A 25,447-nucleotide genomic window follows, 5' to 3' on the forward strand; every position below is an offset into this window, starting at 1 on the left:
ACGCCGTTGTCGACCCGGGGCGGGGGCTGCCGAGCCCAGCGCCGGAGTCATGAAAGGATCTCCTCATGTCTACCAACGTTTTCTTCGACATCACCATCGACGGCGACGCCGCGGGCCGGATCGTCTTCAAGCTGTACGACGACGTCGTCCCCAAGACGGCGAGGAACTTCCGTGAGCTGGCCACCGGCGAGCACGGCTTCGGTTACGCCGGCTCGGGCTTCCACCGGGTCATCCCCGACTTCATGCTCCAGGGTGGCGACTTCACCCGCGGCGACGGCACGGGCGGCAAGAGCATCTACGGCGAGAAGTTCGCCGACGAGAACTTCAACCTCAAGCACGACAAGCCGTTCCTGCTGTCCATGGCGAACGCCGGCCGCAACACCAACGGCTCGCAGTTCTTCATCACCACGGTCAGGACGCCGTGGCTGGACGGCAAGCACGTGGTCTTCGGCGAGGTCGTCGAGGGCGAGGACCTGGTGAAGCGGATCGAGTCCCTGGGCTCCCAGTCCGGTGCCACCCGGGCGAAGATCGTCATCGCGGAATCGGGCGTCGTCGGCCAGTAACCCGCTCGCCCACGGCACGTGGCCGGGACGCGTCGCATGATGCGCGCCCCGGCCCGCCGGGACGTACGAGGCCCGCGGACCGGAGCGGGGCCCGGATGTGGTCACCGCTCCGGCCGGGCCCCGAGGTTCACCACCGCGCACGGCCTCGCGGCCGGATGCACCGGGCCTCGCCCGCCCGGCGGCACGGCCGCCCGAAGGCGGCCGTCGAGCACCGGCGGCGACGCACTTCGCGGTCGTCCACGGTACGCGGGGCCGGGGCCCCGGTGCCGTCACCGGCCCGGATGCCGGCGGTTCGGCGCTGAGCAAGGCCACCGCCCCACTCCGGTCCCCCCGCGTGGCAGCAGGGATTTCTGCTCCTCCCCGTGGCCGTGGACGGACGCGACTCACGGGTCCTCGCCGTCCCGCCGGCCGGCAACCGGCCGACGTCCGCCCGGCCCCGTCCCGGGTGCGGTCGCGGATGCCGAGGCCGGCACGTCTCCCGCCGGGCCTCGTCCAGCGCCACAAAGCGCGTCCAGCGCCACAGCACCTGCCCAGTGGTGATCGCACTCGCCCGGGGGCCACAGCACCCGCCCAGCGGTGACCGCCCTCGCCCGGCGGCCATGACGTCCCGTCCCACGATCATTCGCCCGCGGAAATGGCCCGTGACGTGCGCGCGGTGGGCGCCGTTCACCCTCGCGCGCCGCCGTCGCGGATGCCGGTACCCGCCCCCGCCGTGCCCCGGTCGGTCCGGGCCGGGCGGCGGGGGAGCGAGCCGACGCCGGCCCAGGTGACCGCCGCCACTGCCCCGAACGCCGACAGCACATACCTTTCTGACCACTTCGCGCCAGATTGACGGCCGGGATCCGGCGTAAGTCGTTGAGTTTCGGACGACCTGGTGAGGCTGGCCTCTGGCATATACCGGACATCGATCCGGCCGAGCGGACCGGCCGCAGCCGTCCGTCACTTCCCTCCTTCCCCTTGTTTCCCGCGCATTCACAAGGGGCGAGGGCTCCCACTCCGCCCCGTCGGCCCCCTCCGTGTCCACTGGTCTGTACAACTGGCTCGAAGTCATGACCACCTCCTTGCCGGGCCAAGCAAAGCGGGTGACCGTTACACCGGATGCCGGAGCGCCCAATTCAGCTCACCGGCTCTCAAGGAGGTCGAGGAAGACCGATGAATCCTGTAGCTGATCGGCCGCTGCCCACCGGAGACCCGGACCGCCCGACCCGACGGGAGGCGGTCGAGCCCACGACCATCGCCCTGGCGGGGGCGGAGTTCGGCTGGGGCAGCAGTGGGAAACTGAGCGCCGTCCTTTCCGCGCTGGCCGAGCGGTCGGGCGGGCCCCTGCGGCTGATCGGCATCGGATCCGGACTGGGCCGGCCCCTGCTCGCCGCGCACCCCGTGGAGACCTGGTACGACTTGCCGGAGTCGGCCGGGGACACCCTCGACACCGTGCGGCGGATCGTCCGGACCCAACATGTGACGGCGGCGGTCGTGGTGCTCGACGGGCCACTCGCCATGGCGTTGGAGGCGACCGGAGTGCCCACGGTGTTCGTGGACAGCCTGCCGTTCCTCTGGACCGACGGCGACCGCCCCGACCTGCCCTTGGACGTCTCGGTCTACTGCGCGCAGCGCTGTGTCGAACTGCCGCCGGAGTGCCGCGGAGTGCTCGACTCCGTACGCGCGCTGCGGTGGGTCGACGCGATCGTCGCCACCCCGCCGGGCCGGCCACGCCGGACCGGGGCGGTGCCGGCGACGCGCGGCCCGGCGGAGGGACGGGGCACGCCGGCGCAGGTGCGGAGAGAATCGGCGGGACCTTCCGCCGCCCCGTACCGCACCGCCCTGATCAACCTCGGCGGGCTGCGCGCCCCCAGGCTCGCCGACTGGTCGCACTACCCGCGCCTCGTGATTCCCGCGGCCGTGGAGGCACTGGCCGCCGAGGGGGTCAGCGAGGTGCACATCGCGGGGAACGTACCGTCCGACCTGGTCGCCGGGCTCACCGGCGGCTCGTCCGGAGCACCCCGCACGACGGCCGGGCCGCTGCCCCACAGCGCGTTCCTCGACCGGCTGGCCGAGACCGACGTCCTGCTCACCTCTCCCGGCCTGACCACCCTGCTGGAGGCGGACGGCCTGGGGGTGCCCACCGTGTGCCTGCCGCCGCAGAACCTGAGCCAGGTCTTCAACGGCCGTTTCCACAGCCGGGCCGTGGGGGCCGACGTCCGCACCCGGTGGCCCGAGGACGTCTTCACCGAGGAGGAGGCGCTCGCCCGGCGGGCCGAAGGGGAGGACCACGCGCTGACACTGATCTACGGGAGCATCGCGGAGACGGCCACGGGCCCCGGCGCGGACGCGGCCCGCCGCCGGCTGCGCGACGCGATACGGGGGGCCCTCCGCACGGCCGGGACACACCAGGGCTGGGGCGGACTCGCCTCACGGGTCGGCACCGAGGGCGCCGCCCAGGTCGCCGACGCCGTTCTGTCACTGGTGGCGGGGGCACGGTCGGCGAGCTGAGCCGCCCGGCGCCCCGTCCGCTCCCCGGCCGGTGGAACGCCCGCACCGCCGTGCCACCCCACCGCCGGAGCCCGTGTCCCGCCACCCTGTCACCCGGGCCACACCGCATCCCACGACCCACCGGCGTCCCCCATGGGCTGCCCCCCGTACAGACCACAGCAGATCCGAGCGGCCGGAAGGTTCCGTACCATGCGCGAGCGTCAGCGGTATCTCTTCATCAGGATCCTGGAAGCCTGCAACGCCGACTGTTTCATGTGCGAGTTCGCCCTGTCCCGCGACACCTTCCGGTTCTCCGTGGAGGACTTCGCCGATCTGCTGCCCAAGGCGCGTGAGGCGGGGGTGGGTTATGTGCGCTTCACCGGCGGTGAGCCGCTGATGCACCCGGATGTCGTGGAGCTGGTGCGCGCCGGTACGGCGGCCGGGATGCGGATGTCCCTGATCACCAACGGCAGCATGCTGCCGAAGATGGCCCGTGCCCTCGCCGAGGCGGGCCTCGCGCAGGTCATCGTGAGCCTCGACGGGTCCTCGGGGGCCACCCACGACGTCTACCGCCGTTCCCCCGGGATGTTCGACAGCGGACTGCGCGGGCTGCGCGAGGCCGCGGCCCTCGGTGTGCTGCCCCGGGTCAACACCGTGGTGGGCCCGCACAACTACGATCAGATGCCGGAGCTCCAGCGGGTGCTGACCGAGGCCGGGGTCAAGCAGTGGGAGCTGTCCGCCCTGAAGCTCGACCGTTCCATCCGCTACCCCGACCCGGATCAGGTCCGCGCGGTCTGCGACCCGGTGTACGACGCCGATCCCGCGACCTGGCTCGTGCCCCTGGGCAAGCGCTTCTACGGCGACACCCCGGATGAACAGGAGCGGTACTTCACCGAGTCGCAGACGCCACGCGCCTCCCGGCCGCTGTGCCACGTCGTCGACGACGTGATCTACATCGACGGCAAGAACGAGCGGATGTACGCGTGCAGTTGCCTGCCGCACCGGGACGACGACAGCGGCCCGGGGGGTGCGCCGCTGCGCGAGGGCGGGGCGATCAGCCTGGACACCCCGGTGTTCCGGGCGCACGCCGACTTCTTCCGTGACCGGGGCCCGGAGCTGTGCGCCGGCTGCTCCACGACGGCCGCCGGCTACAGCGACGACGTCGCCAGGCTCGGGACGGCGACCCCTTGGCAGTACTGAACCAGCGGGCCCCTGCCGGCCGGAGCACCCACGTGGCCCCTCGCGCCGGAGCACCCGCGCCCGCCGACCTCCCCGCCCGGCCGCCCGGCCCCGGGCGACCGGGGGACCGGGGCCCGGACGACCCCAAGACCCGACAAGCAGACGGAGGGAGGCACCCATGAACATCCCCCAGGAGGTCCCGGCCGCCACGCGCCACCGCCTGCTCCTGGTGTCGCGGGACGACGAACTCGACTCCTTGCTGGCCGGGCGCCGGATCGCCGCCCACACCGGCGACCTGCGCCTCGCCCGCGCCACCGGACCCGGCGGCCGTCCCGACGAGGACCCCGGTGGGCCCCCGCCGGATGTGGCGCTCGTGTGCGACGACCGGGACGCGGCCGTCCGGCTGCTGGCACTCGGGGTGCCGGTGGTGCACCTGCGCTCCGGGCACGAACCCGACACGGCGCCGGCCGACGAGGCCCTGGCCGGTGCCCTGCGCAGGGTGCACCTGCCGGGGTGGCTGCCCGGCCCGCGTCCCACGGGCCGCGACGTCCGCACGACGGGGACGCTGGCTCCCGCCCGGCTGAGCCGTGGCCGGACCCGGGCGGGCACGCTGCTGCTGCTGTCGCTGTGGGGCGTGCCGGAGGCCGAGGCGGCGGCCTTCGTGGCAGGCCCGATGGTGGCACTGGCCCGGGAGGCGGCACGCCGCACCGGCCACTGCGACATCGTCCACGACACCGCGGGTCCCCTGGTCCACGCCGCCCTGAGCAACGGCGCGGAGGTGGCGGCCGGCACCACCGGGAGTGTCGACACGCACCGCGCCGACGAGGTCGACGTGGACGCGTTGCACGCCCGCGCCGAGGTGTTCCTGGCCTCCCCCACACTGGCCGCGCTGACGCTGGCCCAGGCGCGCCGCGCCCCCCTGGCCCTGCTGCCCGCGCTGGGCGCCGCCCAGCGGGACCTGGCCGAGCGGACCCGTACCGCGGTGTCCCTGCCGGAAGCCGCCGACCCCGCCGACCCGGAGCTGTGGACGCCGCCCCAGGACCCGGCCGCCGGCCCGTGGCGGGAGCTCGCCGCCGCACCGGACGACCTGCGCGGCGCCCAGCGTGTCGCCCGCACCCTGCGCCAGCTCTCCTTCGCCCCGCTGTGACGCCCCCGTGGTGACCGCCTGCCGTCCGCGAGCGGGCGCGATCCGCGCCTCCCGACCCCTGCCCCACCCTGTCGACACTGGAGTTGCCATGTCCCGTACCCCCGGTGAGACCGACGCCGCCACGGCCCCGGACGCGGTTCCGGCGCCCTTCCGCCCGGTTGTCCCCGACGAGCAGTGGCGCGACTGGCGCTGGCACATGCGCAAGCGTGTCACCAACGCGGAGAAGGCCCGGCAGTGGATCCGGCTGAGCCCCGACGAGGAGGAGGCCATCGTCAAGGCGGCGGGCAAGTACCGCTGGAGCATCACGCCGTACTACGCGTCCCTGATGGACCCCGACGACCCCGACTGCCCCGTCCGGCGTCAGGCCGTGCCCGCGATGGGCGAACTGGCCGAGTTCTCCGGCGCCGAGGTCGACCCGGTCGGCGACATGTTCTACCGCAAGACCAACCGCGTGGTGCACAAGTACCCGGACCGGGTGATCATGCTGGTCACCGAGGCGTGCCCGGTCTACTGTCGGCACTGCACCCGCAAGTTCCACACGACCGACGTCGACGGTACGTACTTCCGTGACGACGAGGGCGGTTCGTACGACGAGGACTTGCGGTACATCGCCGAGCACCCCGAGATCAGGGACGTCCTGCTGACGGGCGGTGATCCCCTCTCGTACCAGGACGGCAAACTGGAGGAGATCATCTCCGGGCTCCGGGCCATTCCCAGCGTCGAGATCATCCGCATCGGCAGCCGCTTCCCGGTGCTGCTGCCGCAGCGGATCACCGACGAGCTGTGCGAGATGCTCGCCCGCTATCACCCCGTCTGGCTGAACACCCACTTCAACCACCCCAAGGAGATCACCGAGGAGGCGGCCGCCGCGGTGGACCGCCTGCTGCGGCACGGGATCCCGGTGGGGAACCAGACGGTCCTGCTGCGCGGCATCAACGACGACGTGGCGACCATGCGCACGCTCATGACCGAGCTGCTGCGCATCCGGGTGCGGCCCTACTACCTCTACCACTGCGACAACGTCACGGGCGTCTCCCACTTCATGACCTCCGTGGAGAAGGGGTGGGAGATCATGGAGGGACTGCAGGGCCACATCACCGGGTTCGGTGTGCCGCAGTACGTCCTGACGACCAAAATCGGCAAGATTCCCATCGCCCGGCCCTCCTACAGCGAGACCCCGGACGGCCTGCTGCTGCGCAACTACCGCGGCCAGGAGATGGTCGTCGACAGCTCGGTGCACCCGATCCGGGAGACCGATCTGCGATGACCCTCGACAAACGGCTCGGACAGCGCTTCCTGCCCTACGGGGCCAACTACCTCGCCTGGTCCGACATGAGCGAACTGCGCGAGGTCGTCGAGCAGCAGGTCCTCTTCCGCTACCAGACGGAGTCCGAGAGCATGGCCTCCCGGCTGGAGCGGACGGTGGCCGACCGCCTCGGCGCGGCCCACGCCCTCGCGGTGCACAACTGCACCGAGGCACTGCGCCTGTGCCTGATCTCGACCCGTCCCTCCATCGGGGACCTCGTCCACATCCCGGCCGTCACCTTCGTCGCGGTGGCCGGTGCCGTCCTCTCCTGCGGACTGATCCCGGTCCTCGTCGACGCGGACGACTCCCTCTCGATGGACCCGACACTGCTGCCGCCCGACGCCCGGAGGGTGGTGGTGGCCCACATGGAGGGCACCGTGGCCCGGGTCCCGCGGGACGTGCCGTATGTGATCGAGGACTGCGCCCAGTCGCTCGGCGCGCGGCTGCCCGACGGACGGCACGCCGGAACGGCCGGCTACGCGGGCACGTACAGCTTCCACCACAACAAGGTGCTCACGTCGGGCGAGGGTGGCCTGATCGTCACCAATGACCCCGAGGCATGGGCCAGGATGCGCTCGTACCACGACCATGGTTCGGCCCGCGTCCCCGGTCGCTACCCGACGTGGGACGAGGACGCCCACTACGGGGAGAACTTCGTCACCAGTGAGGAGGTGGCCGCCGTGCAGTCCCAGCAGTTCCGCCACCTCGACGAGGTGCTGACCGGGCTGGAACGCATGTACGCCATCGCCACGGACCTGCTGCCCGACCGCCCGGACCTGCGGTTCCTGCCACGGGCCGCCGGTGACGCGAAGGTCAGCCTGCGCTTCCGTTGGGAGAGCCGGGAGCTGCGGGACGCGGCCGTCGACGCGCTCACCGCCCGGGGCATCGCCAACTGGACCCTCGACAAGTACCTGCTGGCCGACCATCCCGTCCTCAAGGCCCGCAGGTCGCTGTACGCGGACGGGTTCCCCTGGAACCACGCGCCCGGCCGGCCGCTCGCCCTGAGCCGCGACGGGTTCGCGCGCACCCGTGATCTGCTGGACCGCACCCTGTGCGTACCGCTCTCGCCCGAACTGCCGGAACAGGAGCAGATCGTCGCCGCCAAGGCCGTGTGCCAGGTCCTGGAGGCGGTGTGAGCGGCGCCCCCGACCGGGCGGACGGCCGACCACCGGTGCTGCTGATGACCGACGACCGGGCCTCCTCCTTCACCCGGCACGCGGCCCGTGCCCTGGACGGCCGGCTGGTACTGCTGCGCTTCACCGAGCTGCGGCGCGACCTGTCGCGCGAGTACCTGCGCGAGACGGCGCACCTGCCCGCCTTCTGGGTACGGGAGGGAGTGCCACTCGAGGAGGAGGCGCAGCGGTACCGTGTCTGGGCCGATTCGCTGCCGGCGCGTCCGACCCGTTTCTGCAACCCCTCCGAACCCCGCCAGGCCGTGGCCCAGCGGTTCGCCGCCCTCGCCGGACTGCCGCACCTGACACGACGGCAGGTGCGGTGGGTACGCGACAAGGCGGCGATGAAGGACAAGTTCCGGCAACTGGGCCTGGACACCGCCCGCTACGCCCGGGTGCGGACCCCCTCGGACGTCGCGCGCTTCGCCGGTCGCCACGGCTGGCCCCTGGTCCTCAAGCCCGTCGACTCCTTCGCGTGCGTCGACACCTACCGGCTGGAGGGCCCGGACGACCTCGGCCCCATCGACTTCACGGCGCGGGAGTGGATGGTCGAGGAGTTCCTCACCGGCACCGAATGGGAGGCGTGCGCCCTCATCCACGCCGGAGAGGTGCTCGACGCCTGGCCGAGCGCGATGCCCTGCCGACCGCTGGACATCGTGGACGGTGCCATGAACGCCAACATCAGCGTCGGGAGCGGGGAGGGCCCGCCCGTCGACGTACGGGAACTGGTCCAGCGCATCGTCAGCGGCATGGGCATCGACCACGGCTACGCCCACCTGGAGTTCTTCGTGGACGGCGACACGGTGCGCATGGGCGAGATCGGGATCCGGCTGGCCGGCTGCGAGATCCCGGCCAACCACGGTCTCGCGTACGGCTTCGACATCTTCGGCGCCACCCTGGACGTCTACCTCGGCCGCCGCCCGGAGCTGCGCTACCGCCACCGCCGCTGCGTGGGCGACCTGCTGCTGCCGCTTCCCGGCTCGGGCGTGGTCCGGCGCGTGACCAGCCCCGAGGAGCTGAAGCGCATCCCCGGGGTCCTCGACGCCGTTCTCAAGGTCGGGGCGGGCGCGACGGTCACCGGCCGCCGGGCCTCGCACAACGCCTCCGGGTACGTCCATGTCGCCGGGGCGTCCGTCAGCGAGGTGGAACAGCGTATGCGGGAGGTGCTCGGGACCTTCAGCATCGAGCTCGACCCGGTGCCGGAGCCGGGCGCCGCGCGACCCGGGGCGGCGCCCCTCTGACCCCGCTCCGGCCCATCGGCACCCGTGCCCGGTGCGACGGCGACGGCCGTCCGGGCCGAGCGCACGGAACGACAGTGAAGAACGGACCGCACGGCCGCGACCGCGGCCGTACGCCGAACGGCCGGCCGCCCGAGGGCGACGGCCGCGGAAGGGAGATCGAGCACGTGGCCAGCGGTGTGCCCCGCCAGTTCCTCGTCCTGCTGACGCGCCCGCACGTGGCGGGGGCCGCCTGGTGGAGCGTGGTGTCCAGGCTGCCCGTGTACCTGATGTCGCTGGCCATGGTCCTCGTGGTCCGTGAGCAGGGCGGCGGTTACGCACAGGCGGGTTTCGTCGCCGCGCTCTACACCCTGGGCATGGCGGTGGGCAGCCCGCTCGTCGCGCGGCGGGTGGACCGCCAGGGGCGGCGCGCGGTGCTGCTCGTCACCGGCGTCGTCTACCCCGCCGCACTCGCGCTGCTGGTGTGGGCCACCCGCCCCGGCGACTGGGCGCAGCCCGTCGCGGCCGTCGCGGCCGGGATCGCCCTGCCGCCGGCCAACGCGGTCATGCGGTCGCTGTGGGCCCGGCTGCCGCTGCGGGACGAGGAGCGCGAGACCGCCTACCTCTGGGAGGCGCTGCTCACCGAAGTGCTGGTGATCGGGGCACCGCTGATGCTCGCCGGGCTGATGTTCCTCGGGTCGGCGGGGACGGCCGTCGTCACCGTCGCGGCGATGGGCGGTGCCGGGGCCCTGGGCCTCGCCCTGACACCACTGCCGTCCGGGGTCCCGGAGAGGAGGCCGGCGGACGCCGACGGCACCGGACGGCCTTGGCTGGGTCCGATGCGGACACCCGCGATGGCCGTCCTCACCGCCGTCATGGCGACCTGCGCCGTACCTGTCGGACTGCTCACGCTGGCGATCCCGGCCTTCGTCGACCAGTACGGGTCGACCGGGGGGACCGGGGTGGTGTACGCCTGCTGGGGAGTGGGCAGCGCCCTGGGCGCCCTGCTGCTGGGCCGGTCGAAGCCGGAGGTGGCGGTGCACCGCCGCTTCCCCTGGCTGGTGCTGGCCTTCGCGCTGGGCGCCGGGCTGCCACTGCTGGCCACGTCGCCGCTCACCCTCGGGGTCGCCCTGGCCGTCGGTGGGCTGCCCATCGCGCTCGTGTCGGCGAGCGAGATGACCCTGGTCAGCCAGGTCGCCGACGGCCGGCTCCTGGCGGAGGCGTTCACCTGGGCCTCGCTGGCCACAGTCGTGGGCGACGCGCTGGGCCAGCAGGCGGGCGGACTGCTGGTGGAAGCGATCGGCCCGCGCGGGGTGTTCGCGGTCGCCCTGGCGACCGCGCTGGCGGGCGCGGTTCTGGCCTTCGGCTGCCAGACGCTGCTGGGCAGAAAGGCCACCGAGACGCCGGAGCGCACCGCGTGACCCGCCGCCCGGCGTCACCCGCAGCCGGCCGGAGCGCCGCGCGCCGCCCGTACCCGGGGAGCGGCACCCCGCCCGCGCCCGGGCCGCCGCGGGTGCCGTCCGCGGCGCCCCGGCCGGCCCGCCCTGCTCCGGCGCCGGACGGTTCCCGCCCGTCGGCCGCGCTCCGTTCGCCCGTTCCACCGTCCCCCTCGTACGGCCCCTCACGAGCGGCCGCCCCGTCCCACCGATGACCCCAGGAACCCGAGGTACCCCTGTCATGAACGCAGCCACCAACGACCAGCGGCAGCACGGGCGCTCCCTGCCCCTGCCGGGCACCGGACCGTTCCGCCCGGTCGACTACGCGGAACTGCCCGGCGCGGTCGAGGCGTTCCTGCGGGCGCCCGACCGCACACCCGTGCCCGTACCGGTCGAAGGCCGGCCCGATCTGGCGGAGAGCATCGCGCTGGCCGCCCAGCTCTACGCGGGCAGCGCGCTGCCCCGTCCGCTCGACACCGGCGTCGTCCTGGGTGCGAAGGACCTCCCGGACGGCACCGTCGAACTGGCGCGCCCGCTCGCCCGTACCTGGCTCACCGAGGACGACCTGGGCGAGCCGCGCACCTTCCTCGACCGGCACCCCGGCACCGTGCTGCTGCTCGGGGCGTACGACCGGCTCACCCTGGACGTCGTGCGTGACCTGCTGCTGTCCACCTACCGGGGCCCCGAGCACGCCCTGACCCTGCTCAGCGGGCGGGACGGCGACTCCGTCGCCTGGAACGTCGCCAAGCAGTACGCCACCGCCGCCCCGGAGGCCGACGCCGTCGGGCTGTTCACCGACACCGACCGGCCCCCCCGGCAGCCCGGCGTCCGGGTCTTCGACGACCGCGACTTCGACCGGCCGGCCGCCGACATCCAGGGCGAGATCCTCCACACCCTGTGGCGGCGCGTCGTCTTCCAGGGCCACGGCAAGGACGACAGCCTCAACCTGGGCGAGTTCACCATCTGCGGCCTCAGCCAGGCGGCCCCGGCCCGCCCCGGACTCCTCGGACCGCGCTGCTCCTACGGGCTGCCGTGCTACAAGCCGGAGGACAAGCTGGTCCCGCTGCACCAAGTGCGGGCGGTGGAAGTGGTGCTCAGCGCCTGCAACAGCGGTCCGCTCGCCGACCTGGCCCTGTACGACCCCAAATACCAGTTGCTGCTCAACGCGCTGGACAGCCCCGCCCGGCTCGTGGCGTCCGCGGTCTCCGTCCACGACTCCGACCGGCCCGAGAACACCGCCTGGATGCGAGCCGCGCTCGACGGCGCCGACACCGTGGACGTCCTCAACGCGAGCCTCGCCGGCTCGCACCCGTACCCGGCGTTCATGCGCTTCGGCCTGCCGGCCGTGCCGACGCGGCCGCTGCCCGGCCCGGTCCCCTCCGACCACCGGCCCGACCCCCTGCTGCTCACGGTGGGGGAGCGGCTCAACGCCCTGCTCGGGTCCGATCTGCTCACCCAGCGCCACCCGCTGCGCCCCCGGCTGACCAAGCTGGCCCGCAAGGTCGACCTGTGGGTGGCCCGTCCCACCCACCTCGCCGACCAGTCCGCCGAGGAGATCCACGGCTCGCTGACCGCCGACCTCCAGTCGCTCGACCACGTGATCGCCGAGCAGGTGGCGGCCGATCCCGAGAACGAGATCATGAACTATCCCGCGCACTTCGGCGACCGCAGCCGGCTCGACCCGGAAGTACGCGAAGTGACCTGCCACTGCGGGCGCCCGGCGCAGGAGTTCACCCGGCGCGGACTGCTCCCGCAGATCCCCGACACGCTCTGCGTGGTCTGCATGCGGTGCGGTGACGTCACCTTCCGGCTGCCCGGTGCCCCCGTCCTGCTCGCCCACGCCGACGACGAGGCCGCACAGGGCGGCGAGCTGGTCGTACGCGCCGAACTCACCGCGCCCCGGCCCGGTCCCGTCCGGCTGGGTCTGTTCCTGCCCACCTATCTGCGTGAGGACACCACGGTGGAACCCGCCACGGTGAAGGTACGGGCCAAGGGGGAGCAGGCCCAGGACGTGACGTTCCGGGTGCGTTTCCGGCCCGAGACGGCACCGCAGGCCTACTACTTCACCGTCTTCGCCGTGCAGGACCTCGCCGTCTCCACAGCCCGGCGCCACTTCGGCGTCGTACCGGGCGGGGCGTGAGCCCGCGCCCCGCCCGGACCGTCTCCCCCTGTTCACACACCACCGCACCACGCGAAGGAGTGCTGTCATGGAGAACGCCACGAAGCCCGAGGCCGGCTCCGGCCCCGGTACCAAGCCCGCCATCGAGCTCGTCGAACAGGACGGCGAAGTGACGCTCAGCATCGGCGGCGAGCAGGCCATGCAGGCCTGGGAGCGCGACCTGATGTGGGCCAGCGCCGACATGCTGTGCGAGTACGGCCGGGACTTCTACGAAGTCGGTCTCGGCCTGGGGCTGTCGGCCCTCCGCATCGCCAACAACCCCGCCACCCGCAGCCACCGGGTCCTGGAGCTGTTCGACGAGGTCGAGGAACTGTTCCGGGAACGCAACCCGGAACTGCCCGACACGCTCAGCATCGAGCGCGGCGACTTCTTCCAGCGGATCTTCGAGCTGCCGTCGGAGAGCATCGACGGCATCTTCTTCGACCCGGCGCTGGACATGGACGTCTGGAAGGACGAGGCGCTGTGGCAGCGGACCGTGCCCGAGGTGGTCCGGGTCCTGCGGCCCGGCGGGGTGTTCATCCCCTTCTTCAGCACCAAGCCCGAACTGCGGTGGCAGTACCTGCCGCACTTCCGGGAGATCCGGGTCGTGCGGCACCCGTACACGGCGTACGACACGACGGAATACACCTACGGAACCAGTGGCGACGCGTACATCCAGTGCTTCGTGAAGAGCTGAACCGGACCCTCCCCGCCACCGACCGCCCCAGACTGCCGACGACGCCCCGGAGGCCCGCATGACCGCCGAACCGACCACGTCCCCCCTTCCGACCGCAGCCGCTCCCCTCCCGGCCCCGGCCCCGCTGTCCACCGCGGCCGAGCCGCCGGAACTGGTCGGGGTGGACTCGCTGTTCCTGGCCGGACCGTTCATCCAGCTCCTCGACCCGCTCACCGGCCGGATGCCGTCGGACGCCCAGGCGCCCTTCACGGTGCTCATCGACCACTTCGAGGCGCAGGGCCTCGCCGTGCACAACGCCCACCGCAGGGAGGCCTGGGGCGCGGAGCTGATGCGCCCGGAGGTCTGCACGCGGATCGACCAGGACGAGATCCGCAAGGCGGACGTCTTCGTCGCGATGCCCGGCCACCCGGCGTCCCCCGGCACCCACATCGAGATCGGGTGGGCCAGCGCGTTCGACAAGCCGATCGTGCTGCTGCTGGAGAAGGACCGGGAGTACACCTTCCTGGTACAGGGGCTGCACACGGTGGCCACGGTGGAGTACGTGGAGTGCACGGACATCGCCGAGGTCCTGCCGGCCGTGGACGCCGCACTGCGCCGGGTGGTGGCCCGGCACCGCGACGCCGCCGGTCAGGCGGGCTGACCGACCGCCACCCGCGGGCCCGGCGCCCGCGGGTGGCACGGACGGCCGGTGACCCCCGCCGACGCGGGCGTCACCCGTATGACGGACCGGGTGGGGAGCCCGGCAGGAGCGGGCGCATGAAGGTGCGCTCGTAGCGCAGTACGCAGCCGCTGTCGTCCCTGATCCGGTCCGCCTCGACGAACTCGGGGTCCTGGCCGAACAGCGTCCGGTACTCCTCGTACGCGGCGAGACTGGGGAAGCTGAACAGGGCGAGCGCCTTGTCGCTGGCGCCCTCCGCCGGCAGGAAGTACCCGTGGTGCGAGCCACCGTGCCGGTCGACCAGCTCCATCCAGCGGCGCCCGAAGCGTTCGAACGCCTCGATCTTCGCCGGGTCGATCACGTACTCAACCACACAAGTAAGCACCCGTACGAGGCTAGTGCGCCGGCCCGGCCGAGGCCGTTCCGACGCGCGATCCACCGTGCCCGACGCACTGCGGTGGCCGGGTAGGCACCCGGGCCCGGCGCGGGCCGGCCGGGTGGCCGCGCTACGCGCTCCCGGTCAGGCGGAGACGGGTGCGGGCCGGGGCCGACGGGGGCAGTTCGCTCAGGATGTCGGCGAGTGAGACCTCCGCGAGGCTGCGCCGCCATGCCTCGTGGGCCCGCGCCATCCTGTGGGCGAGGACGCAGGTGTTGTGGCAGTCCTCGGGGGGCAGCGCTCCCTGCCCCCGCTGGCGGATCTCGCGGCACTCGTACGGTGCGGACGTGCCGTCCACCGCCTCGACGATCTGGAGCAGGGTGATCTCGGCAGTGGGCCGCGCGAGCCGGAATCCGCCGCGCGGGCCGGTCGTCGCGGTCAGCACACCCGCCCTGACGAGCGCCTGAAGCTGCTTGGCTAGGTAGGCCGCCGGCAGGTCGTAGTAGCGCGCGAGCTGTGCCGCCGACGCGGAGGCTCCCGGTTCCAGCTGCGCCAGGGTCGTGGCGCAGTGCAGTACCCACTCGGTGCTCACAGGCAACTTCATGCCCCCGAGTCTAATGAACGATATTGCGGATCTATTTAGTCCGAGATAGCGTTCGAGCAGTCGAGGGGCGAGGAGAGGACATCATGCGGATCGCGGTTGCCGGCGCGACGGGGAACATCGGGGCTCTCACCGTCAGCGCCCTGGAACGGGACGGGCACCAGGTCGTGCGGGTCAGCCGCTCGCTCGGCGTGGACCTGTCGACGGGCGACGGACTGGACGGCGCCCTGGCCGGCGTCGAGGCGGTCGTCGACGCGACCAACGGGCCGGCGGCCGACCGGGACGAGGCGGTGGCGTACTTCGGCACGGCCACGCGGAACCTGCTCGCCGCCGAGGAGCGGGCCGGCGTCCGTCACCATGTACTCCTCTCGATCGCCGGGATCCACCGGGTCGAGGGCAACCCCCACTACGCCGCCAAGCGGGAGCAGGAGCGCCTGGTGGCCGAGGGGCCGGTGCCGTGGACGATCGTTCCAGCGACGCAGTTCCACGACTTCGCCGCGATGGTGGCGGGCTGGACCGAGCGGGACGGTGTCGCAGCCGTCGCGCCGCTGCTGGTGCAGCCGGTGGCCCCCGCCGATGTGGCCGACGTCCTCGCCGAGATCGCGACGGGCGAGCCGCACGGGCGCTACCCGGACGTGGCCGGACCCGAGCCGCAGGACCTGGTCGACATGGCCCGGCGCACCCATGAGGCGCGTGGTCGCGCGGTGCGGCTGGTGCCGACGTGGTCGGCGGGGTTCGGTACGTCCATGGCCGGCGACGTCCTGCTGCCGGGCCCGGGTGCCCGGATCGCACCGACCACCTTCGACGAGTGGCTCGCGGACCAGCGCCGGCTCTCCGGTCGCGCGGACCGGGCCGGCGGCGCGGTGTAGGCGCGGGTCCTGGCGCGCGGCCGAAGAGGTCGGCGGGACGCCCACCACCCGGAGCGGGCGGGGGCCCGAGGGCCTGGTGGGGCGGCGTCTCGCACGGGTGCTCACGCCCGCCCCTCCACGGCGCCGCGGACGAGGCGTCCGACCCGCCGGAGGCGTGGCCGATCGACAGTGAGGTCCGTTCCACCCCGCCGGGGATCTTCGCCTGTCCACCGGGTGGCCGCCCACCGGCCGGCGGGCGCGCCGCGCCTACGGAGCCATGGGCCGACCGGCCGGCCCCTTGCTTCGCCTATCGAGAATCGATAGATTTCCATCGTTACTCGGGTGAGGGAGAGGCGATGGGAAAACTGACAGTGCTCGCGCTGCGTGCCGTGCTCGCGGTACTGCTCGCCGGCTCGGTGTTCGTGCAGACCGTGATGGTGGCCCTGCTGGCCAGGGACCTGGGGGAGCTCGACGGGGATCTCGCGCACCTGCGCGCCCCGATCCTCGTGATCACGGTCCTCGGCCTGGTGACGGTCCAGGTGGTCCTGGTCTGCGTCTGGCGGCTGGTGACGATGGTGAAACGCGGCACCCTCTTCTCCCACGCCGCCTTCCGGTACGTGCACGTCGTGATCGGCGCGCTCGTGGCGGCCGCCCTGCTGGTCTTCGCCCTGGGGGTCCTCCTGGCGCCGGGTGAGGCCGTCGCGCCGGGCGTGGTCCTCCTGCTGGGCGGGGTCGCCGTGGCGATCCTGGGGGTCGCCCTGATCGTGCTCGTGCTGCGGATGCTGCTCGCCCAGGCCGTCGCGCGCGATGCCGAGGCGGCGCGGATGCAGGACGAGCTGGACGGCGTGATCTGATGCCGATCGTCGTCGACATCGACGTGATGCTGGCCAAACGGAAGATGTCCGTCGGTGAGCTCGCGGAACGCGTCGGGATCACGCCCGCCAACCTGGCGGTGCTCAAGAACGGCCGCGCCAAGGCGGTCCGCTTCGCGACGCTCGCCGCGCTCTGCCAGGTGCTCGAGTGCCAGCCGGGCGACCTGCTGCGCTGGGAGGCCGAGGACGCCGCCACCGGGTGACGCCGGTCGGGCCCGATCCCTGTCTCACCGCCCGGGCGGAACGTCCCACGGCGGACGCCTGACCGACCGCCGCCGCGGGGCACCCGCGCCTGACCCCGGGTCGAGCGCGGGGCCCGCCCCGCCGTGCCCGTTCCGGTCAGGGTTCCCACCACCTCCCCGCCGTCAGTCCCGCTCCTCGGCGCGTTCCGCCGGATCCGGCAGGCCCTCCAGCAGGTGGCCCAGCGCGCCCACCACCAGACGGCTCACCTCGTCCGGGTCCGCGTCCGCCAGGGGCCGCTTGCCGATGACCACCCGCATCAGCCCGATGCCCAGCAGCCAGGACAGGGCGAGATCGGCGCGCAGCCCGCTGTCGCCGGTGCTGCTCAGCGTCGCCAGCGCCGAGGCGTAGTCGTCGCCCAGTGCCGTGACCGCCGCCGAGACCTCGTTGTCGGCGCCCACCGACCGCAGCAGGGTCTCCAGCGACCGGCCGCCCCCGCCCTCGGCCGGCGCGGGACGGAGCATGCTCGACAGCACCGTCTCGACCAGCGACGCGGCAGGAGTGCTCCGCAGCTGCTCCAGGCCGCTCCGCGAGATCACCTCACCGAAGAGAGCCCGCTTCGACCCGAAGTGGCGGAACAGCAGCGCCTGGTTGACGCCGGCCCGGGCTGCGATGTCCCGCACGGTCGCCCGCTCGTACCCGCGCTCGGCGAACAGGGCGGACGCGGCGACCAGCAGCCGGTCCCGCGTCGACGTGCCGTCCTGTGGGCGCGCGGCCGCCGCCCCGGCGCCCTCCGGTGCCGCCCCGGTGTCCGCCGGTACTGCCGCCACTTCCGGCCTCTTCGCCACCATTCATCCCTTCCCACTCGGCCCGTGCGCCGCCAACGGCCACGGACGGAGGCGCCGTTGACCGGCCGGGTGGTCAACTCTAGTTTTGTAAGCAGCTGCTTACACCAGGGAGGTTCCCCGTGACGACCGCTCGCGAGCAGACACCGCTGGCCTATCCGTTCAACGAACCGGAAGGGCTGGGCCTGGCCGAGGCGTATACGGAGGCACTGGAGCGACCCGGCCTCTTACGCGTACGCATGGCCTACGGCGAGCCCGCCTGGCTGGCCACCCGCTACGCCGACGCCCGCCTCGTGCTCGGCGACCGCCGCTTCAGCCGGGCGGACGCCCTGCACCACGACGAACCCCGGCAGACCGAGGGTCAGCAGGACTCCGGCATCCTCAGCATGGATCCGCCCGGGCACACCCGGCTGCGCACCCTCGTGGCCAAGGCGTTCACCGTGCACCGGGTGGAGAAGCTCCGCCCTCAGGTCAGGGAACTGGCCCACGGCTTCCTCGACGAGATGGAAGCCGCCGGGCCGCCGGCCGACCTCGTGGAGCACTACGCCCTGCCCATTCCCGTGGCCGTGATCTGCCGGATGCTCGGCGTACCGGAGCAGGACCGCCCCAGATTCCGGGTCTGGAGCGACGCCGCGCTGTCCACGAGCTCACTGACCGCCGAGGAGTTCACCCGCAACCGCGAGGAGCTGCGCACCTATATGGCCGCGCTGATCCAGGACCACCGGGAGGACCCCCGCCCCGACCTGATGACCGCGCTGATCGAGGCCCGCGACACGGAGGACCGGCTGACGGAACTGGAACTGACCGACCTGTGCGTCGGGATCCTCATCGCGGGACACGAGACCACGGCGAGCCAGATCCCCAACTTCCTCCACGCCCTGCTGGAACACCCCGACCAGCTCGCATTGCTGCGCGGCCGGCCGGACCTGGTCGCGGGCGCCGTGGAGGAGCTGCTGCGCTTCGTGCCGCTGGGCAGCGGAGCCGCGTTCCCGCGCTATGCCACGGAGGACATCGAGGTGGGCGGCACACTGGTGCGCGCCGGGGAACCGGTGCTGGTCGCGGTCGGCGCCGCCAACCGGGACGCGCTGAAGTTCACCGCGCCGGGCCGCCTGGACATCACCCGTACCGGAGTGCAGCACCTCGGTTTCGGCCACGGCGTCCACCACTGCCTCGGTGCGCCCCTGGCCCGCTTGGAGCTCCAGGAGGCACTTCAGGCGCTGATCACCCGCTTCCCCGCCCTCCACCTCGCCGGAGACGTCGTCTGGAAGAATCGGATGCTGGTCCGCGGCCCGCGTGAGATGCCGGTGGGGTGGTGACCGGTGACCTGGACCACCGAGATCGACCCGCGGCAGTGCATGGGCTCGGGCATGTGCGCGGCCCTCGCGCCCGACCTCTTCCGCCTGGACGGTGCCCACGCCGAACCGGTGCGCGCGGAGATCGCCGAGGACGGTCGCGCCCTGGACGCCGCCGACTCGTGCCCGGCGCTGGCCATCGTCGTCCGTGACGGGCCACGCACCGTCGGCCCCCGGCCCTGACCGGGCGCGGGCGCGCGTCCCGGCGACCGCCAGGGTCGCCGCCGGCCGGATGCCCGCGCTGGAGCCGCCCACCAAGGAGTTCGTACCGGCCGGCGGTGACCGACCACCTGCCCCGCGCCACGTCCCAGTGGCCCAGTTCGGGTACCGGGACGGAGAAGGTGAGGCGCCGGGACGCGCGCGGGCGCGTCGCGCCCGGCGACAGCGAAACGGCAACGTCGCGTCCGTGGCCGATGCGGGTCGCTTCCGCCGGGCGCCGGCCGACGGTGCGCCGGCCGGCGTGCCGGCTGCCCGGTCAGGCGCCGACGTAGGCCGCGAGGTGCTCGCCGGTGAGGGTGGAGCGGGCGGCGACCAGGTCGGCGGGTGTGCCCTCGAAGACGATCCGGCCGCCGTCGTGGCCGGCGCCGGGACCGAGGTCAATGATCCAGTCGGCGTGCGCCATGACCGCCTGGTGGTGCTCGACGACGATGACCGACCTGCCGGAGTCGACGAGCCGGTCGAGCAGGCCGAGCAACTGCTCGACGTCGGCGAGGTGGAGGCCCGTGGTCGGCTCGTCGAGCACGTAGACGAGCCGGTCACCGCCCTTCTCGGCCAGGTGGGTGGCCAGCTTCAGCCGCTGCCGCTCACCGCCGGACAGCGTGGTGAGCGGCTGGCCGAGGCTGAGGTAGCCGAGCCCGACTTCGGCGAGCCGGCCGAGGATTCGGTGCGCGGCCGGGGTGCGCGCCTCGCCCGTACCGAAGAACTCCTCCGCCTCGGTCACCGACATCGCGAGCACCTCGCTGATGTCGCGGCCACCGAGGTGGTGGTCCAGCACCGACGCCTCGAACCGCTTGCCCTCGCACTCCTCGCAGGTGGTGGCGACACCGGCCATCATCGCCAGGTCGGTGTAGATGACACCGGCGCCGTTGCAGTGGGGGCAGGCGCCCTCGGAGTTGGCACTGAACAGGGCCGGCTTCACCCCGTTGGCCTTCGCGAAGGCCTTGCGGATCGGGTCGAGCAGTCCCGTGTACGTCGCCGGGTTGCTCCGCCGCGAACCCTTGATCGCCCCCTGGCCGACCGGGACGACACCCGCCCCGGCCGGGATCGACCCGTGCACCAGGGAGCTCTTCCCGGAGCCGGCGACGCCGGTGACCACGCAGAGCACCCCGAGCGGGATGTCGACATCCACGTTCCGCAGGTTGTTCCTGGTCGCGGCGCGGATCTCCAGCGTGCCGGTGGGCGTCCGTACCGTGTCCTTCAGGGCTGCCCGGTCGTCGAGGTGGCGGCCGGTGACCGTACCGCCGGCCCGCAACCCCTCGACGGTGCCCTCGAAGCAGACGGTGCCGCCCGCCGAACCCGCGCCGGGGCCGAGGTCCACGACGTGGTCGGCGATCGCGATGGCCTCCGGCTTGTGCTCCACGACGAGTACCGTGTTGCCCTTGTCGCGCAGCCGCAGCAGCAGGCCGTTCATCCGCTGGATGTCATGGGGGTGCAGGCCGACGGTGGGCTCGTCGAAGACGTACGTCGTGTCGGTGAGCGAGGAGCCGAGGTGGCGGATCATCTTGACGCGCTGCGCCTCGCCGCCCGACAGCGTGCCCGACGGCCGGTCGAGGGAGAGGTAGCCGAGACCGATCTCCACGAAGGAGTCGAGCGTCCCGAGCAGCGCGCCGAGCAGGGGCGCCACCATGGGGTACCGCCCGCTCGAAGAGCGTGGGGAAGGCTCGTTCAGCGCGCGCACCCAGCCGGCGAGGTCACTGATCTGCATCGCGCACGCGTCGGCGATGCCGATCCCCTCGATCTTCGACGACCGGGCCGCCTCGCTGAGCCGGGTGCCGTCGCAGTCGGGGCAGGTGGTGAAGGTGACCGCCCGGTCCACGAACGCCCGGATGTGCGGCTGCATCGCTTCCCGGTCCTTGGCGAGGAACGACTTGCGGAACTTGGGGATCAGTCCCTCGTAAGTGAGGTTGACACCCTCGACCTTCACCTTGGTCGGCTCCCGGTGGAGGAAGTCCCGCATCTCCCTCTCGGTGAACTCGCGGATGGGCTTGTCCGGGTCGAGGAAGCCCGACTCGGCGTAGGTCCGCACGGTCCACCAACTGTCCGACTTCCAGCCGGGGATGGTGAACGCGCCCTCGGCGATCGACTTGGAGTCGTCGTAGAGCTGCGTCAGATCGATGTCGGAGACCGTGCCCCGGCCTTCGCAGCGCGTGCACATGCCGCCGGTGCGGGTGAAGGTCGCCTTCTCCGTCCTGGTTCTGCCGGCACCGCGCTCGACCGTGATCGCACCGCTGGCCCGGACCGAGGCGACGTTGAAGGAGAAGGCGTTGGGCGAACCGATGTGCGGCTGCCCGAGCCGGCTGAACAGGATGCGCAGCATCGCGTTGGCGTCGGTGGCGGTACCGACCGTGGAGCGGGGGTCGGCCCCCAGCCGCTGCTGGTCCACGATGATCGCGGTCGTCAGCCCTTCCAGTACGTCGACCTCCGGCCGCGCCAGCGTCGGCATGAAGCCCTGCACGAAGGCGCTGTAGGTCTCATTGATCAGGCGCTGCGACTCCGCGGCGATCGTCCCGAACACCAGTGAACTCTTCCCCGAACCGGAGACTCCGGTGAACACCGTGAGGCGGCGCTTGGGGATCTCGACGCTGACATCCCTGAGGTTGTTCACCCGCGCGCCGTGCACGCGGATCAGGTCGTGACTGTCGGCGACGTGCGGTGCGGTCGACTGCGCGTCCGTCCTCGTGGTCATGCTCCTCGTGTCTCCATCCGTGGCGCGGAGCTGCCTCGGCGCTCCGCCGGGTCGCCCGGCCGTGCACAGCCGGCTTCGATCGGTACGTCCGGTCCACTCCTGTCGGCGCGGTCACGGCGACGGCCCGCCGCTGCCCGATCGGCTCACCGGGACCGGAGCTCACCGCTTCCGCGGCTGGTTGAAGCGCAGCATGTTGCCGGAGGGATCACGGAAGGCGCAGTCGCGGACACCGTACGGCTGGTCGACCGGCTCCTGCAGCACCTCGGCACCCGCGGCGCGGATGCGCTCGAAGGTGGCGTCACAGTCGTCGGTCCGGAAGATGACACCGCGCAGCAGGCCTTTGGCCAGCGGCTCGGCCATGGCCTGCCGGTCGGCCGGGGAGGCGTTCGGGTCGGCGAGGGGCGGTTCGAGAACGATGTCCACGTCGGGCTGCGACGGCGAGCCGACGGTCACCCAGCGCATTCCCTCGAACCCCACGTCGTTGCGCACCTCCAGGCCGAGGACGTCCCGGTAGAAGGCGAGCGCCTTGTCGTGGTCGTCGACGGCGATGAAGCACTGGGAGAGATTGATGTCCATGCGTTTCACGCTACGGGCGGGTGGCGGCGTCCGCTTCTCCATTCCTGACCGTCCTGACCGGCCGCGTGTAGATCTTGGCCACGCAGGCCGGAATGGCGGCGCCCTCGTCGTGCGAGCGGGCCCGGTACGAGCTCGGGCTCTCGCCGACCAGCTCGGTGAACCGGGAGCTGAACGACCCCAGCGAGGTGCAGCCGACCGCGAAGCAGACCTCCGTCACCGACAGGTCACCCCTCCGCAGCAGCGCCTTGGCCCGCTCGATCCGGCGCGTCATCAGGTAGCCGTACGGGGTCTCGCCGAAGGCGGCGCGGAAGCTGCGGGAGAAGTGGCCCGCCGACATGAGGGCGACGCGCGCCAGCGCCGGGACGTCGAGCGGCTCCGCGTATGCGCGGTCCATCAGGTCACGGGCCCGGCGCAGCCGGACGAGGTCTTCCAGCGTCACGCCACCACCATCCCACAGCGCCGGACGCCGCCCGGTCGCCGACCGCACGCCGGGCTCACCGTCCGGATACAAGAGGGAGCCGGTCCGCCGCGGGATGGTGGGCGATGGGGTCTCCCGGCGGGCCGGAAGTGCATCTCGTCTGATTCCCGGTGGCCGAAGTGGTGATGAGGAACATATGACGACACCGGAAACGCGCACCAGGCTGCAGAACCTCGAGGACCGGCTCAGTGAGCGCACGCCGCCACCGATCGACGGCCAGACCCGCATCCCCGTCCCGCCGCCCGCCGAGGAAGACGCCGATGACGAGCGGGCGGGGCGGCCATGAGCGCGGACGGCGTGCGGATGTCCGGACGTCGACACGCTGGGCAGGCCAGGTACCAAGTAGGTACCATCGGGGCATGCCGTCCTTGAACATCACCTTCACCGACGAGGAGCTGGAGGAAGTCCGTGCGGCCGCGGCTGCCGAAGGCAAGTCCCTCAAGCAGTACGTCCACGACCTCCCCCTGCGGGAGAGGCAGCGACGTCAGTTCGTCCGGTACGCGGTCTCGTGGGGCGAACAGCACCGGGAGGACTTCGACGCCGCCTTCCCCGACGAGATTCCCCCTCCGAGCCGCCGAAGGGGAGCCCAGGCCGCCTGATGGTCCTCTACATCGATGTCCCCTGGCTCCTTGACATCCAGGAACAGGCGGTCCCCGAAGACGTCACGGTCAGCGACTACTCCGCCCTCGTCGCGGCCGTGGCCCGGCACAGGACCCGCATCCCGAGGCCCACCACCGCAGAGCCGGACCCGGCCTGGCGCGCTGCGGCCCTCCTGCACACCCTGGTGCGCCTGCAACCGCTGCCGTACCGCAATTCCCTGTACGCCTGTCAGGTCGCGGTCGCCTATATGCACATCTCGGGCGAGGGCATCGATCCGCCCTACGGGGCGCTGGTGGACCTGGTCCGCGAGATCCGGGCGGACAAGGCATCCGTCTACCAGGCCGCGGACCGCATCCGCGACTGGAGGATATGAAGGAGACGGGGAGGAAGAGCCCGGTCGTGGAACCCATCGCCGAGTACAGCGTCACCGCCCGCCCCGACTACCGCCTGGTCGAGGTCTACGACGCCGATGCCTACCTCGTTGACGCCGCCGCCGCGCAGGCCTCCCAGGAGCGGGTGGTCGCGGGAAACGGCTACCACCTGTACCTCCACAGCCCGCAGTCCGGCATTCCGGTGCGCGTCACCATCCGGATCTGGCCGGCGCCACGCCGCCCGCCGGAGCAGGCCGAGGGCAGCGTTCCGGTGAGCCTCGAATCGGAGACCGCGACCCTGATCGTCGGACAGCTCACCATGGGGCCGGCCGGCGAGATGAGGCTGCCGCGGCCAGGCGTCTACGAAGGCCATGCCTGGTGGACGGGGAGACGGGCCACGGCGGCGTACTACGAGGAAACACTCGAGCGGGCCGACGGGGAGGACGCGGCGGGACGGCTGACGGAGGCCTGGTCGCGATGCCCCGTCGAGGAGCGGTACGTCCTCGACCTGGTCTTCGCCGGCCCTCCTGTCCCGGTCGAGGAGGACGACGAGTGGTGAGCCGGCGCTCCCGCTTCCCCGCCCGGCGTGACGCGTCCGCCGCACGGATGCCGGCGCCGCCCTCCGCGGCGGCGGGCCCGCGCCCGGCCCGTGCGCGCGCCTCGGCACCCGCAGCGGGATGGCATTCCCATGCTCCCGCCACAGGGAGAATGGGAGGCGCCCCGGGGTCGCGGCAGGCTCCGCGCGGGGCTGCCTTTCACATCGGAGGTCGTGCGGTGATGCACAAGGACGAGGCACGGGGCAGCACCCCCGGCGTACTGGCACGAATGCCGGAACTGCTCCGGGACCTGCCGGCGGACCGGGGTGGCGCCCTCTGGCGCCTCGACCGGGAGGGGCGGCAACTGGACGCCAACCTGGTCCGGCTGACGGCCGGCGCCGAGGTGGGGGAGTCCGTCGAGCCCGAGCTGGACGTGCTGCTGTACGTGGTGGACGGAAGCGGCCGGCTGGACACGGACGCCGGAGTCCTCGACCTGGAGCCGGGATGCGTGGTCTGGCTGCCCCGCGCCGCCCGCCGTGCCTTGTCGGCGGGCGAGCGGGGTCTGATGTACCTCAGTGCGCACCGCCGCCGCCCGGGGCTGACCATCCGGAACGCGAGCGGCGAGGGGGGCGAGTCCCCCTGCCTGCTCAACCGGGTCTGCCTCGCCTGCGGGCGCCTCGCCCCGGAGAACGACGCCCGGTACTGCGGCCGGTGCGGCGAGCGTCTGCCCGAGGACTGAGCCGCGAGCCGGCGGGCCACGGGACACGGGACCGGCTGGAGACCGTAATTCGTGCCGGAGGCCCCGGACGCCGCTCGCCGCCGAGGGGATCGGCCGGGCACGTCATCCAGGGCGACCGGGCGCGTGACACGTCCGCGTACACGCGGTGCTCCCCGGCCGCCGCGCC

Annotated in this window: 27 protein-coding genes and 1 pseudogene; 21 read left to right on the plus strand and 7 right to left on the minus strand. The window is 72.7% G+C overall.

The window, feature by feature from the left end; genetic code table 11:
* Nucleotides 1–65 precede the first annotated feature (65 nt).
* The 11 genes from AB0H53_RS23945 (at nucleotide 66) to AB0H53_RS23995 (ending at nucleotide 13,984) form a co-directional block, all read left to right on the plus strand.
* Nucleotides 66–563 (plus strand): peptidylprolyl isomerase, encoded by a 498-nt coding sequence (locus AB0H53_RS23945; protein ID WP_362116889.1) that lies wholly within the window; start codon nucleotides 66–68, stop codon nucleotides 561–563.
* 1,152 nt (nucleotides 564–1,715) lie between these two features.
* Complete coding sequence (locus AB0H53_RS23950; RefSeq protein ID WP_362116892.1) at nucleotides 1,716–3,053, plus strand: hydroxymethylcytosylglucuronate/cytosylglucuronate synthase; 1,338 nt, start codon at nucleotides 1,716–1,718, stop codon at nucleotides 3,051–3,053.
* Nucleotides 3,054–3,242: 189 nt separating this feature from the next.
* Nucleotides 3,243–4,232 carry a cytosylglucuronate decarboxylase gene (gene blsE / locus AB0H53_RS23955; RefSeq protein ID WP_362116895.1) on the plus strand — a complete coding sequence of 330 codons (990 nt, stop codon included), beginning with the start codon at nucleotides 3,243–3,245 and terminating at the stop codon, nucleotides 4,230–4,232.
* A 157-nt stretch (nucleotides 4,233–4,389) separates the two neighbouring features.
* Entirely contained in the window at nucleotides 4,390–5,358 is a 969-nt protein-coding gene (gene blsF / locus AB0H53_RS23960; RefSeq protein ID WP_362116898.1) for a CGA synthase-related protein, read from the plus strand.
* An 88-nt stretch (nucleotides 5,359–5,446) separates the two neighbouring features.
* Nucleotides 5,447–6,625, plus strand: a complete 1,179-nt coding sequence (blsG, locus tag AB0H53_RS23965) for an arginine 2,3-aminomutase (protein ID WP_362116901.1) — start codon at nucleotides 5,447–5,449, stop codon at nucleotides 6,623–6,625.
* Nucleotides 6,622–7,800, plus strand: coding sequence for a DegT/DnrJ/EryC1/StrS family aminotransferase (locus AB0H53_RS23970; protein ID WP_362116904.1), 1,179 nt, complete (start codon nucleotides 6,622–6,624; stop codon nucleotides 7,798–7,800). The genes blsG and AB0H53_RS23970 overlap by 4 nt, the downstream gene beginning before the upstream one ends.
* A complete protein-coding gene (locus AB0H53_RS23975; protein WP_362116907.1) occupies nucleotides 7,797–9,077 on the plus strand; it encodes an ATP-dependent carboxylate-amine ligase in 1,281 nt (426 codons plus the stop codon). The genes AB0H53_RS23970 and AB0H53_RS23975 overlap by 4 nt, the downstream gene beginning before the upstream one ends.
* A 74-nt stretch (nucleotides 9,078–9,151) precedes the next feature.
* Nucleotides 9,152–10,474 carry an MFS transporter gene (locus AB0H53_RS23980; protein WP_362116910.1) on the plus strand — a complete coding sequence of 441 codons (1,323 nt, stop codon included), beginning with the start codon at nucleotides 9,152–9,154 and terminating at the stop codon, nucleotides 10,472–10,474.
* Nucleotides 10,475–10,730: 256 nt separating this feature from the next.
* On the plus strand, nucleotides 10,731–12,629 hold the full coding sequence (locus tag AB0H53_RS23985) for a hypothetical protein (protein ID WP_362116913.1): 1,899 nt from the start codon (nucleotides 10,731–10,733) through the stop codon (nucleotides 12,627–12,629).
* Between the two features lie 67 nt (nucleotides 12,630–12,696).
* Complete coding sequence (locus AB0H53_RS23990; RefSeq protein WP_362116916.1) at nucleotides 12,697–13,344, plus strand: class I SAM-dependent methyltransferase; 648 nt, start codon at nucleotides 12,697–12,699, stop codon at nucleotides 13,342–13,344.
* 58 nt (nucleotides 13,345–13,402) lie between these two features.
* Complete coding sequence (locus tag AB0H53_RS23995) at nucleotides 13,403–13,984, plus strand: nucleoside 2-deoxyribosyltransferase (protein WP_362116919.1); 582 nt, start codon at nucleotides 13,403–13,405, stop codon at nucleotides 13,982–13,984.
* A 70-nt stretch (nucleotides 13,985–14,054) separates the two neighbouring features.
* On the opposite strand, the gene AB0H53_RS24000 is transcribed toward AB0H53_RS23995, so the two are convergent.
* Together AB0H53_RS24000 and AB0H53_RS24005 are read right to left on the minus strand one after the other, a co-directional pair.
* On the minus strand, nucleotides 14,055–14,387 hold the full coding sequence (locus AB0H53_RS24000; RefSeq protein ID WP_362116922.1) for an NIPSNAP family protein: 333 nt from the start codon (nucleotides 14,385–14,387) through the stop codon (nucleotides 14,055–14,057).
* Nucleotides 14,388–14,508: 121 nt separating this feature from the next.
* The gene (locus AB0H53_RS24005; RefSeq protein ID WP_362116925.1) at nucleotides 14,509–14,982 is read right to left on the minus strand and encodes an Rrf2 family transcriptional regulator; all 474 of its coding nucleotides are present in this window, start codon (nucleotides 14,980–14,982) and stop codon (nucleotides 14,509–14,511) included.
* An 83-nt stretch (nucleotides 14,983–15,065) separates the two neighbouring features.
* Here AB0H53_RS24005 and AB0H53_RS24010 point away from each other — a divergent pair, with 83 nt between their 5' ends.
* From AB0H53_RS24010 to AB0H53_RS24020, 3 genes are all read left to right on the plus strand, one after another.
* Complete coding sequence (locus AB0H53_RS24010) at nucleotides 15,066–15,848, plus strand: NAD(P)H-binding protein (protein WP_362116928.1); 783 nt, start codon at nucleotides 15,066–15,068, stop codon at nucleotides 15,846–15,848.
* Between the two features lie 335 nt (nucleotides 15,849–16,183).
* Nucleotides 16,184–16,681, plus strand: coding sequence for a DUF2975 domain-containing protein (locus tag AB0H53_RS24015; protein ID WP_362116931.1), 498 nt, complete (start codon nucleotides 16,184–16,186; stop codon nucleotides 16,679–16,681).
* The gene (locus tag AB0H53_RS24020) at nucleotides 16,681–16,902 is read left to right on the plus strand and encodes a helix-turn-helix transcriptional regulator (RefSeq protein ID WP_362116933.1); all 222 of its coding nucleotides are present in this window, start codon (nucleotides 16,681–16,683) and stop codon (nucleotides 16,900–16,902) included. The genes AB0H53_RS24015 and AB0H53_RS24020 overlap by 1 nt, the downstream gene beginning before the upstream one ends.
* Nucleotides 16,903–17,064: 162 nt before the next feature.
* On the opposite strand, the gene AB0H53_RS24025 is transcribed toward AB0H53_RS24020, so the two are convergent.
* Nucleotides 17,065–17,616 (minus strand): TetR family transcriptional regulator, encoded by a 552-nt coding sequence (locus AB0H53_RS24025; protein WP_362116984.1) that lies wholly within the window; start codon nucleotides 17,614–17,616, stop codon nucleotides 17,065–17,067.
* Between the two features lie 230 nt (nucleotides 17,617–17,846).
* On the opposite strand from AB0H53_RS24025, the gene AB0H53_RS24030 reads away from it, so the two are divergent.
* The gene (locus tag AB0H53_RS24030) at nucleotides 17,847–19,040 is read left to right on the plus strand and encodes a cytochrome P450 (protein WP_362116936.1); all 1,194 of its coding nucleotides are present in this window, start codon (nucleotides 17,847–17,849) and stop codon (nucleotides 19,038–19,040) included.
* 3 nt (nucleotides 19,041–19,043) lie between these two features.
* Nucleotides 19,044–19,259 carry a ferredoxin gene (locus tag AB0H53_RS24035; protein ID WP_362116938.1) on the plus strand — a complete coding sequence of 72 codons (216 nt, stop codon included), beginning with the start codon at nucleotides 19,044–19,046 and terminating at the stop codon, nucleotides 19,257–19,259.
* Nucleotides 19,260–19,380: 121 nt separating this feature from the next.
* Here the strand turns inward: AB0H53_RS24035 and AB0H53_RS24040 are convergent.
* The 4 genes and pseudogenes from AB0H53_RS24040 to AB0H53_RS24055 form a co-directional block, all read right to left on the minus strand.
* Nucleotides 19,381–19,491: pseudogene (locus AB0H53_RS24040) on the minus strand (hypothetical protein); the annotation flags it as partial.
* Nucleotides 19,492–19,551: 60 nt separating this feature from the next.
* Nucleotides 19,552–21,981 carry an excinuclease ABC subunit UvrA gene (locus tag AB0H53_RS24045; RefSeq protein ID WP_362116940.1) on the minus strand — a complete coding sequence of 810 codons (2,430 nt, stop codon included), beginning with the start codon at nucleotides 21,979–21,981 and terminating at the stop codon, nucleotides 19,552–19,554.
* Nucleotides 21,982–22,140: 159 nt separating this feature from the next.
* The gene (locus AB0H53_RS24050) at nucleotides 22,141–22,557 is read right to left on the minus strand and encodes a VOC family protein (protein WP_362116943.1); all 417 of its coding nucleotides are present in this window, start codon (nucleotides 22,555–22,557) and stop codon (nucleotides 22,141–22,143) included.
* 10 nt (nucleotides 22,558–22,567) lie between these two features.
* Nucleotides 22,568–22,996: a helix-turn-helix transcriptional regulator gene (locus AB0H53_RS24055; RefSeq protein ID WP_362116946.1), complete on the minus strand. Its 429-nt coding sequence runs from the start codon at nucleotides 22,994–22,996 to the stop codon at nucleotides 22,568–22,570.
* 175 nt (nucleotides 22,997–23,171) lie between these two features.
* Here AB0H53_RS24055 and AB0H53_RS24060 point away from each other — a divergent pair, with 175 nt between their 5' ends.
* The 5 genes from AB0H53_RS24060 to AB0H53_RS24080 all read left to right on the plus strand — a co-directional run bounded on the left by AB0H53_RS24060 (nucleotide 23,172) and on the right by AB0H53_RS24080 (nucleotide 25,281).
* Nucleotides 23,172–23,321 (plus strand): hypothetical protein, encoded by a 150-nt coding sequence (locus AB0H53_RS24060; protein ID WP_362116949.1) that lies wholly within the window; start codon nucleotides 23,172–23,174, stop codon nucleotides 23,319–23,321.
* A 73-nt stretch (nucleotides 23,322–23,394) separates the two neighbouring features.
* Entirely contained in the window at nucleotides 23,395–23,634 is a 240-nt protein-coding gene (locus AB0H53_RS24065; RefSeq protein ID WP_362116952.1) for a hypothetical protein, read from the plus strand.
* On the plus strand, nucleotides 23,634–24,008 hold the full coding sequence (locus AB0H53_RS24070; RefSeq protein ID WP_362116955.1) for a toxin Doc: 375 nt from the start codon (nucleotides 23,634–23,636) through the stop codon (nucleotides 24,006–24,008). Before AB0H53_RS24065 ends, AB0H53_RS24070 begins: the two co-directional genes overlap by 1 nt.
* A gap of 26 nt (nucleotides 24,009–24,034) precedes the next feature.
* Nucleotides 24,035–24,565 carry a hypothetical protein gene (locus AB0H53_RS24075; RefSeq protein ID WP_362116958.1) on the plus strand — a complete coding sequence of 177 codons (531 nt, stop codon included), beginning with the start codon at nucleotides 24,035–24,037 and terminating at the stop codon, nucleotides 24,563–24,565.
* A 218-nt stretch (nucleotides 24,566–24,783) separates the two neighbouring features.
* On the plus strand, nucleotides 24,784–25,281 hold the full coding sequence (locus AB0H53_RS24080; protein ID WP_362116960.1) for a hypothetical protein: 498 nt from the start codon (nucleotides 24,784–24,786) through the stop codon (nucleotides 25,279–25,281).
* Nucleotides 25,282–25,447: the final 166 nt, after the last annotated feature.

The sequence above is a fragment of the Streptomyces sp. NPDC050856 genome (assembly GCF_040653855.1).
In the GTDB taxonomy this organism is placed as follows: domain Bacteria; phylum Actinomycetota; class Actinomycetes; order Streptomycetales; family Streptomycetaceae; genus Streptomyces.